This window comes from Shewanella sp. SW32 (genome assembly GCF_025653365.1).
Classification (GTDB): domain Bacteria; phylum Pseudomonadota; class Gammaproteobacteria; order Enterobacterales; family Shewanellaceae; genus Shewanella; species Shewanella oncorhynchi.
Map to the genome: position 1 here is coordinate 1 of NZ_JAKKSJ010000072.1, position 9,713 is coordinate 9,713.

Here is a 9,713-nt window from a genome sequence, read left to right on the forward strand (position 1 = left end):
TAGGTTCATCCAATCGCGGAAGGCCCGAAGGTCCCCTCCTTTCCCCCGTAGGGCGTATGCGGTATTAGCAGTCGTTTCCAACTGTTATCCCCCTCGACTGGGCAGATCCCTAGGCATTACTCACCCGTCCGCCGCTCGCCGCCTCAGGAGTAAACTCCCTTGCGCTGCCGCTCGACTTGCATGTGTTAGGCCTGCCGCCAGCGTTCAATCTGAGCCATGATCAAACTCTTCAATTAAAGTTTTGTTGCTKCCGTCTTGCGACTTYAGCGGCTCAATGAATTCTGATTTTTTGTTTCTAACTAAAGAAACAAACTGTACATATTGCTATGAACACTCATTGTTACATTGATTTAAATTTTTGACTGCCAACCCGAAGGYTAAGCAGTTTCGATTAACTCAACACCTGTGAGTGTCCACACAGATTTCTTGTTTTATCTTGTTAAAGAGCAACTCAACCTCATAAGATAAGGTGAGTACCACACTGAGCGCCGAACGCTTCCAGTTGGCTAGGGCTGCGTATTCTACGCATTTCCCGTTTCGCGTCAAGGAGTTTTTGCAAACTTTCTCAACACTCATCAATCACTAAACTCATCGATGAACTGTCACATCAGGCTGCTTAACGCTGTCTGCCGTGTCAGTGGATGCGCATTATAGGCAGTGAAACTTTTTATGCAAGGGCTTTTTAAATGAAAAAAGATCGCATGGCGATCTTTTAAACGATGGCGATTATTTTACATGCAAAGTGCCCATTAATTGGGCTTTTTGCTGCCTTTATCGATAAAACCTTGGATTAGCGAGACAGCTTTTACGTCATCCCAATCAACATAGGATCGAACAAAGGCAATTAATTGACCCTGTTGATCAAGAATAAAGGTCGCAGGAATCGTGTCGAGCGGAAAAACGTTCCCAAGACTTTGTGGTTGATCGTAGTAAGAGTTGAAATTCGCCATACCCAATGAACTTAAGAACGGCTGAACCTGCTGCTTACCTTCTGCATCAATAGAGATAGGCAGCACGACAAAATCTTCAGTCTTGAACTTAGTTGCTAACCTTTCGATTGCAGGCAACTCTCTGACACATGGCGGACACCAAGTCGCCCACATGTTAACCATAATGATCTTGCCTTTAAATTGGCTGAAGTCGATAGCTTTACCATCGACATCATTAAAGGCAACAGGCTCAATAGGAAAAGTCTTTGGCAGTACATTGATCAAATCAACCGTTGATTCCATCGGTTTAGCCGTTTGCTGCATACCAGGGTACGCATGCGCGACCCCAGCAACAAATACCGAAAGAATGGATGACAACATGAATGCCGTTATGACTTTATGCTTCATTTTGTATTGCGCTTTAGCAAGGCATCTAACTCGCGCTGATCTTCTGCGCTAATTTCGTTCGGCACATTACCGCCAATACGTTGCTTACGAATGAAGATGAATCCAATCACTAGACCCAGAAGTAATAAACCAATAGGACCTAACCAAAGAATGTAGGTCTTGGTTTCCATCTTAGGTTTATAGAGAACAAACTCACCGTAACGACTAGTCATAAACTCGATGATCTCATCATCCCCTTTTCCTTCGTCAACCATCTTGAATACCTCAAGACGCAGATCTCGAGCAACGGGTGAATTGGAGTCGATCAAATTTTGGTTTTGACACTGTGGACAACGTAGTTCATGGGCCAAAGACAAACCGCGCTTTTGATTTTCAGGTGACTTGAATTCGTAAGTATCAACTGGTGTTGCCATGACGGCGGTCGTCATGCTGAACATCAGCACTAGACCACCTATGATTTTTATCAGCGTTCTCATGCTGCGCCATCCTTCGCTGCTTCAGCTTGTAATTGTTGGATCATAGGGTAAAGGGTTTCACTCCATACGCGTTGGTCTATTGGACCTGCATAACGGAAACGGATAATACCGTTATGATCAACAATAAAACTCTCTGGTGCACCATAAACGCCAAGATCTAATCCTAAACGCCCATCTTTATCATAGATATTAACGTTGTAGGGATCGCCCTGACGTTTTAACTCTTCTAACGCAGGAACACGCTCATCACGATAGTTGATCCCGTAAATTGGCAGAAGATTTTTACGTTTTAGCATCACTAAGAAAGGATGCTCATATTTACAAGATGGACACCACGTCGCCCATACGTTAAGTAATGATACCTTACCTTTTAATTGCTCATTCGTTATGATCTCAGCTGGTGTTTCTAGGCGTTCTAGTTGGAAAGCCGGAATAGGCTTCCCTTCCAGTGCTGAATCCAATTGCTGCGGATTCAGAAATAACCCTTTATAGAGAAACACCCCCATGGCGAGAAATATGACCAATGGGATAAACAGAACCAACTTCTTCATACATTCCCCAATTATTGAGCCGTTGCCAATTTTGCCTTTTCGGCCAAAGGCGCGATGGCTGCAGTGACTTTCGCACGGTAACGTTTATCCGATGCAGCGAAGAATCCACCTATCATCATGAAAATTGCCCCAAACCATAACCAACGCACGAACGGCTTATAGTTTAAACGAACCGCAAATTCAGTGCTGGTAATAGGGTCACCCATAGTTACGTACAAGTCACGGAATAGACCCCAGTCAATACCGGCTTCTGTCATATCCATAGTTCGCACATTATATTGACGACGATCTGGTTTTAGTAATGTCAGTAGCTCATCGCCCTTGTAGATCTCTATCTGCCCCTGCTGTGCAGTGTAGTTAGGACCCACGACGTTTTTGGTCTCGAGATACTTAAAAGTATAACCGGCGAGTTCTTGGCTTACACCAGGTCCCATACGAACACTTTTCTCAATCGAGTAATTTGACACCATAGTGGCACCAATCACAGAAACGGCAATACCGAGATGCGCGAAGATCATACCAAGCTGACTACGGCCCATGCGGCTGATGCTGATATCACCTTCTTTCGACTTGACCATGTTATAGGCCGCTCTTGCGGTAGCCAGAATAATCCAAGCAGCGGCAGCAATACCAAAGGTAACCCAAATATTGAATGCACCATCGACGATAAATGGTGTCACAATACCGATAACAGCAGCAATCATTGCCGGGATCAATAGCTGACGCTTAAGCTCGCCCGCTTTCGATTTTTTCCAACGAATAATTGGACCAATACCCATAAAGCCAAATAGCACTAATACGATAGGCACGAACACCGCATTAAAGTATGGGGGTCCAACAGAGATTTTACCCATGCCAAGCGCGTCGATGAGCAATGGATATAATGTACCCAATAGTACCGTACCTGCGGCAACCGTCAGTAGCACGTTACATACTAAGAGCATTGTTTCTTTAGACTTAAGCTCGAAACGGGCAGGACTACTCATTTCACTGGCACGTAAAGCAAACAGTGTTAATGAACCGCCAACAGCTAAACCAAGTAACAACAGGATGAACATACCGCGGCTTGGATCGGCTGCGAATGAATGCACTGAGGTTAATACACCAGAGCGAACAATAAAGGTACCAAGCAAACTTAAAGAGAAAGCGAAAATAGACAGTAATACAGTCCAGTTACGGAAGGCGCCGCGTTTCTCAGTCACAATCAAAGAGTGAACAAGCGCAGTACCCACTAACCAAGGCATAAAAGAGGCGTTCTCAACAGGATCCCAGAACCACCAACCGCCCCAGCCTAATTCATAATAAGCCCACCAAGATCCTAGTGCGATACCGCCCGTAAGGAAGGTCCAAGCAGCCAATGTCCATGGACGAGTCCAACGAGCCCATGCAGAATCGAGACGGCCGCTCATCAGCGCAGCAATCGCAAATGCAAAGCTTACAGAGAAGCCCACATAACCCAAGTACAACATAGGAGGATGGAAGATTAATCCCACGTCCTGCAGCATTGGATTTAAGTCACGACCTTCGGCAGGGATCGGGAATAAACGTTCAAATGGGCTAGATGTGAGTAGCATAAACAAACTAAAGCCAATCACAATAAGAGCCAATACTGCCAGCACACGAGCAGTAAACACTTCTTCTAAACCTTTGCTAAACAAGGCAACCGCAGCCGCCCAAGTTGATAAAGCAAACACCCAAAATAACAGTGACCCTTCATGACCGCCCCATACGGCCGAGATCTTAAAGAAGATAGGTAACTGAGAATTTGAATGATGTGCCACATAGGCGACCGAGAAATCATCGACGGCAAAACTATAAGCAAGCACGACAACAGATAAGGTAATAAAAAAGAACATTCCGTACGTTAATGGCCAAGCGTACCTAACAAGGTATTGGTCTTTTCTGGCAACACCTATTAGGGGGACGCTGATTAATAAGAAGGCAAAAGCCACCCCTATTATCAACGCAAAGTGTCCAAGTTCTGGGATCATGGGTTTTCCTCAGTCTTCAATAATATGTTGATTTAGAAAGACTCTATCTCAACGCACAACATGCTATTCACGCAAATGCACGAAATTTTGCTCATTTTAGTATTTGCTATTGTTCCTGTCTGCCTCTTTCGTACAAAACTGGGTTACTTGTCTCATTCTCAATTTTAGAGGTCGATGAAAGTCACGGAAGAGGCTCAGTTCTGCATGTGACCGACAAATGACACTTAAGTTTCATACAAAATTTACAAGAAGAATCAATTTGTGAACCAGTGCCCAACTATAAGCTTTCAGCACTGGGATTACCTTATATTACTGTTCAATGAACAATCTTTACGTATAATCTTGCTTCCAAGCCTAGCGGTTACTCCGCTTTCTGCAAACTAAAGTGAATATAGAAACAATGACGACATTTTGGATTTTTATTGCGCTTGTTATGTTAGTCGGCCTGATGCTGATTTGGATCCCGCACTTCAGACAGCAAAAATTGCTGAAAACGGAAGAAGCTGGAGTTCGTAAACAAACGAACCTTGAATTGTTCAATGAGCGCTTAGGCGTTCTTGAAAAAGAATTAAGTGAAGAGCTACTCGATCAAGCCGAATTTGATGCATTGAAGAAAGAACTGGAAATCAGTCTACTCCAAGACATCAAACAAGCGAACGACGATTCACTGGTCAACCAAATAAAGCCAAAGACGATTCTGTGGCCGTCGATCATGTCAGTTTGTTTGATTGTTATCTCAGGCTATCTCTATCAACACTTAGGCGCCTTCGAGAATATTGATAGTGCTCAACAACCTGCAAATCCACATGCGGGAATGGATACGGCTCAAATCATGATGCAACGCGTGCAGATGATGGAAGCTCAAGTTAAAGCCGAGCCAGAAAACAGCCAACTGTGGTTCAGCTTAGGTCATGCTTATGTATCGGCAAACCAATACGATAAAGCGATTGCGGCTTTCGATAAAGTAATCGAATTAGTCGGAAAGCATGCAGAATTGCTCGGTCCAAAAGCAACGGCCATGTATTACAAAGCGGGTCAACAAATGACACCGCAAATCCAAGCTCTTATCGATGAGTCCTTAGCTATGGATGCCCAAGATCCTTCAACGCTACTGCTCGTGGGTATGGATGCTTTCTTTACTGCTGACTACAAGAAAGCCATCACCTCTTGGCAAACGATTTTAGATAGCGGTCGTGCCGACGTTGATCGTGCAGCTCTTATGAATGCAATCGAAACCGCCAACTTACGCATGCAGTCGGAAACCGCTGGCATTCCAAATGATGATGCACATAAGCAAGTCAAAGCGAGTGCTAAATCGGTCAATGTCACTATATCTATCTCTGCAGAACTTGCGGCTAAAGCCAGTCCAGAAGACACCATTTTCATCTTTGCCCGTGCAACTGAAGGACCTAAAGTCCCATTAGCTGCAACCAAAGTCAGTGCTAAGTCTTTCCCGATTACAGTGACATTAGATGACAGCAGCGGTATGGGTGGTGATGTGAAGTTAAGCGATGCAGCCAATGTGGAAGTGATCGCTGTGCTGTCTAAACAAGGTAATATCAAACCGCAAACGGGTGATATTCAAGGCAAGATCAGTAAAGTCGCCGTAGGCGATACAGCGAACCTAGTACTTGATACTCAAGTGCAATAAATCGCAGTTAATTGCAGATATAAAAAAACCGGCTTTCGCCGGTTTTTTTATATCTGAAGAATTACTTAGCTGTAGACATAAATTTGATAGCAGCTTTGTAATCATCATCAGTACAATCAGTACACATACCGCCTGGTGGCATAGCATTCAGACCGGTTTTCACACTCTTCACTAGAGCGTCAACACCCTTAGCTAAGCGTGGTTCCCATTCTGCAGCGTTGTGCACTTTTGGAGCACCAGCAACACCCATGCTGTGGCATACGGTACATGCCTTATTATAAATAGCCTCAGCATCTTGAGCTGAAGCGTTAACTGACATAGTCAAAGCAGCGACAGCAGTCATTGCTAACAGTTTTTTCATGTTCAATGTTCCTAATGCAAATACGTACAAAGCTCGGCGCCGCCCTTACTTAGGCAGACTCATTATAGCCGACTAAGATTACTACAAACTTCAAGAAATCTCATCTTTTTGTGATTAGAATCTCAACACAAAATGAATCAGGCGACAAGGATGACAAATTCGTTAATATATTAGCAAGTCGTAAAAAAGTTCGATAAATATTGCGGTTATTGGAACCACATCATATTGCTGACATCTAGTGCAAACCAAGAGTAAACCCCCAATAACGTTTGTGTTAGAATGACTTGTGTTTCCTTCCGGCTTGAGATAGAGGGTTCAGTGACAAATATAACTAAAGAAACCACATTAGTGTCAGCCAGCAAGCTGACCTGTATCCGCGAAGAACGCATCCTTTTTGATGAGTTAAGTTTTGATATAAATGCCGGTGACATTGTTCAGATTGAAGGCCCTAACGGCGCAGGCAAGACCAGTTTATTACGCATATTGGCGGGCCTTTCTCGCCCCTATGCCGGACAAACTTTTTACATTAATGAAGACATAAACCGTTGCCGCGATGAATACAATGAAGACCTCTTGTATTTAGGACATTTAGCTGGCGTGAAATGCGAGCTGACTGCCGAAGAAAACCTTAATTTCAATTTAAGAATCAGTGGTTATGATAACTTTGATACGTCAGAAATTTTAGCCAAAGTCAATTTAACGGGCTTTGAAGAAGCTCTCGCGGGGCATTTATCCGCAGGCCAGCATCGCAGAACAGCACTATCAAGATTGTGGCATAGCAACTGTAAAATTTGGATCCTTGACGAACCTTTTACTGCAATCGATAAAAAAGGTGTCGAAGAACTGGAGCAGTTATTTATTCAGCATGCGGATAATGGTGGCTGTGTGATCCTCACAACTCACCAAGATATGGGCATTATCACAGATGATAGGCTTCGTAAAATTCGTCTCGATTATCGCTTCATATAAGGTCAGGCTCAATGAAAAGAGGCATCAGTTTTACCCAAGCATTTTTCACCTTGCTGCAGCGAGATCTTAAAATTGCTATTCGCCACCGCGGCGACATTTTTAACCCACTGCTATTTTTTATTATGGTCGTTACTTTGTTTCCGCTGGGGATTGGACCAGAACCGCAAATGTTAGCACGTGTGGCACCAGGGATAATTTGGGTCGCCGCATTATTAGCATCAATGTTGTCACTTGAAAGGCTTTTCAAAGCCGACTTTAGTGATGGTAGCTTAGAACAAATGCTATTAAGCCCACAGCCATTAGCCATTCTCGTATTAGCTAAAGTGTTAGCCCACTGGATTTTAACTGGTGTGCCACTGATTATTATCGCACCACTGTTAGCGGTATTACTCAATCTAGACGGCAACAGCTACGGTGCGTTAATTTCGACGCTTGCGCTAGGCACGCCAGTATTGTCGCTGTTAGGTGCTATTGGTGTGGCATTAACCGTCGGTCTAAGGAAAGGCGGCGTGTTACTCAGCTTACTTATTTTGCCCCTATATATCCCAGTACTCATTTTTGCAACGAGTGCTATAGACGCGGCAGGAATGAATTTACCCTATGATGGTCAGCTCGCTATAATAGGCGCTATGCTGGTCGGATCGTTAACCTTAGCACCTTTTGCAATTGGTGCATCTCTGCGAGTGAGTACTAACTAAAATGTGGAAATGGTTACACCCTTACGCGGATCCTGAACGCGCATATAAATTATCAGGAACGTTATTTCCATGGTTTGCGATCTTAGCCGGTCTATTGATTGCTGTTGGCACTACATGGGGACTCGTCTTCGCGCCGACGGATTACCAGCAGGGTGATAGCTACCGTATTATCTTTATCCATGTTCCTGCCGCGTCTATGTCAATGGCGGCTTATATGGGTATGGCAACAGCGGCCTTTATCGGTCTAGTTTGGCAAATAAAACTTGCCGACTGGGCTGCAGCATCTATTGCTCCCATTGGTGCAGTAATCACCTTTATCGCACTCTTTACCGGAGCAGCATGGGGCAAACCTATGTGGGGTGCTTGGTGGGTATGGGATGCACGCTTAACTTCTGAGCTGGTATTACTATTCCTATATCTAGGTGTGATCTCGCTCTATGCCTCATTTGAGGATAAAGTGCTCGCAGCTCGTGCAGCAGGGATCTTAGCGATCGTCGGTGTGATCAATATTCCTATCATCAAATACTCAGTTGAATGGTGGAGCTCATTACATCAACCGTCGACAATACGCATTACCGAGAAATCGACAATGTCGACAGAAATGCTCTATCCACTGTTAATTAACATACTGGGCTTCGGTCTTATGATTGGCGCCATCACTATTGTTCGTTTTAGAGCAGAAATTTTAGCAAGAAATGGCATGCGCCCTTGGGTCCGTGAACTAGCTAAAGCGGAGGAGGTCAAATGATGCAATTCGATTCGATCAGTGATTTTTTTAATATGGGCGGCTATGCATTCTATGTATGGCTATCCTACGGAGTGACCTTCTTCTGCCTCTCTACGCTCATCATTACCAGCGCACGCCAAAAGCGTAAGGTGTTAATTGATATCGCGAAGAAGATGGATAGAGAAGAACGCCTAAAAGAAACCAGGAGTACTAAATCGTGAACCCAAGACGCAAAAAAAGACTGACATTAGCTGTAGCATTAATCGGTGGCGTTGCTGCGATTACTTCGCTTTTGCTCTATGCGCTGAACTCCAACTTGAACTTATTCTATACTCCGTCTGAAATTGTCCACGGCAAGACAGACACTGGCGTAAAACCTGAAATTGGCCAACGTATTCGTGTCGGCGGAATGGTGACGGTAGGTTCTATGGTGCGAGATCCCAAAAGCTTACATGTCGAATTTGCAGTGCATGACTCCCTCGGTGGCGAAGTACTGGTCACTTATGACGACCTATTGCCCGATCTTTTCCGTGAAGGACAAGGCATTGTTGCTCAGGGTGTACTGGGTGCTGATGGCAAACTAGAAGCAACTGAAGTACTGGCCAAGCATGATGAAAACTACATGCCACCAGAAGTCGCTGAAGCCATGGGCCAAAAGCACGAAAAGTTAGATTATAGCCAGCAAAAGGCACCAGATACTAAGTAACCTGAACTCGGGATAAGAAATGTTGAACTAATAGCCCTCCAAGTGATCGGATCTTTCGACCAAGAGAAACCCCATCACACCGGAGGGCCTATGCATAAATTAGTGGAAGTGTTTTGCGATGTCGATGATTTTTGCGCTGTTTTCATTCCAGAATGGGAAAAAACGCTGTTAACCGATGGTACACGCAAGCGTCAACGCCCTGGCCGTATGACGATGAGCGAAGTGATGACCATCATCATACTTTTT

The 9,713-nt window shown here is 44.4% G+C and carries 11 protein-coding genes, 1 rRNA gene and 1 pseudogene; 7 read left to right on the plus strand and 6 right to left on the minus strand.

Annotation, left to right across the window (positions count from 1 at the left end; all coding sequences use genetic code 11):
* The 5 genes from L5M28_RS23530 to L5M28_RS23550 all read right to left on the minus strand — a co-directional run.
* A 16S ribosomal RNA gene (locus L5M28_RS23530) occupies window positions 1-236 on the minus strand; the annotation flags it as partial.
* Between the two features lie 513 nt (window positions 237-749).
* Window positions 750-1,337 carry a TlpA family protein disulfide reductase gene (locus L5M28_RS23535; protein WP_113941593.1) on the minus strand — a complete coding sequence of 196 codons (588 nt, stop codon included), beginning with the start codon at window positions 1,335-1,337 and terminating at the stop codon, window positions 750-752.
* Complete coding sequence (nrfF, locus tag L5M28_RS23540; protein WP_263204509.1) at window positions 1,334-1,813, minus strand: heme lyase NrfEFG subunit NrfF; 480 nt, start codon at window positions 1,811-1,813, stop codon at window positions 1,334-1,336. The genes L5M28_RS23535 and nrfF overlap by 4 nt, the downstream gene beginning before the upstream one ends.
* The gene (locus tag L5M28_RS23545; RefSeq protein ID WP_105251044.1) at window positions 1,810-2,364 is read right to left on the minus strand and encodes a DsbE family thiol:disulfide interchange protein; all 555 of its coding nucleotides are present in this window, start codon (window positions 2,362-2,364) and stop codon (window positions 1,810-1,812) included. Before L5M28_RS23545 ends, nrfF begins: the two co-directional genes overlap by 4 nt.
* Before the next feature lie 11 nt (window positions 2,365-2,375).
* A complete protein-coding gene (locus L5M28_RS23550) occupies window positions 2,376-4,355 on the minus strand; it encodes a heme lyase CcmF/NrfE family subunit (protein ID WP_263204510.1) in 1,980 nt (659 codons plus the stop codon).
* A gap of 400 nt (window positions 4,356-4,755) precedes the next feature.
* Between L5M28_RS23550 and ccmI the strand changes: the two genes are divergently transcribed.
* A complete protein-coding gene (ccmI, locus tag L5M28_RS23555; RefSeq protein WP_263204512.1) occupies window positions 4,756-6,006 on the plus strand; it encodes a c-type cytochrome biogenesis protein CcmI in 1,251 nt (416 codons plus the stop codon).
* 61 nt (window positions 6,007-6,067) lie between these two features.
* Here the strand turns inward: ccmI and L5M28_RS23560 are convergent, their stop codons facing one another.
* The gene (locus L5M28_RS23560; RefSeq protein WP_105251041.1) at window positions 6,068-6,367 is read right to left on the minus strand and encodes a c-type cytochrome; all 300 of its coding nucleotides are present in this window, start codon (window positions 6,365-6,367) and stop codon (window positions 6,068-6,070) included.
* A 318-nt stretch (window positions 6,368-6,685) separates the two neighbouring features.
* On the opposite strand from L5M28_RS23560, the gene ccmA reads away from it, so the two are divergent.
* The 6 genes and pseudogenes from ccmA to L5M28_RS23590 all read left to right on the plus strand — a co-directional run.
* On the plus strand, window positions 6,686-7,336 hold the full coding sequence (gene ccmA, locus L5M28_RS23565; RefSeq protein WP_263204511.1) for a cytochrome c biogenesis heme-transporting ATPase CcmA: 651 nt from the start codon (window positions 6,686-6,688) through the stop codon (window positions 7,334-7,336).
* An 11-nt stretch (window positions 7,337-7,347) separates the two neighbouring features.
* Window positions 7,348-8,034, plus strand: coding sequence for a heme exporter protein CcmB (gene ccmB, locus L5M28_RS23570; RefSeq protein WP_006079706.1), 687 nt, complete (start codon window positions 7,348-7,350; stop codon window positions 8,032-8,034).
* 1 nt (window position 8,035) lies between these two features.
* Entirely contained in the window at window positions 8,036-8,782 is a 747-nt protein-coding gene (locus L5M28_RS23575) for a heme ABC transporter permease (RefSeq protein WP_105251039.1), read from the plus strand.
* Window positions 8,782-8,982: a heme exporter protein CcmD gene (gene ccmD / locus L5M28_RS23580; protein ID WP_105253042.1), complete on the plus strand. Its 201-nt coding sequence runs from the start codon at window positions 8,782-8,784 to the stop codon at window positions 8,980-8,982. Before L5M28_RS23575 ends, ccmD begins: the two co-directional genes overlap by 1 nt.
* Window positions 8,979-9,467: a cytochrome c maturation protein CcmE gene (gene ccmE / locus L5M28_RS23585; RefSeq protein ID WP_105251038.1), complete on the plus strand. Its 489-nt coding sequence runs from the start codon at window positions 8,979-8,981 to the stop codon at window positions 9,465-9,467. Before ccmD ends, ccmE begins: the two co-directional genes overlap by 4 nt.
* 90 nt (window positions 9,468-9,557) lie before the next feature.
* Window positions 9,558-9,713: pseudogene (locus L5M28_RS23590) on the plus strand (IS982 family transposase); the annotation flags it as partial.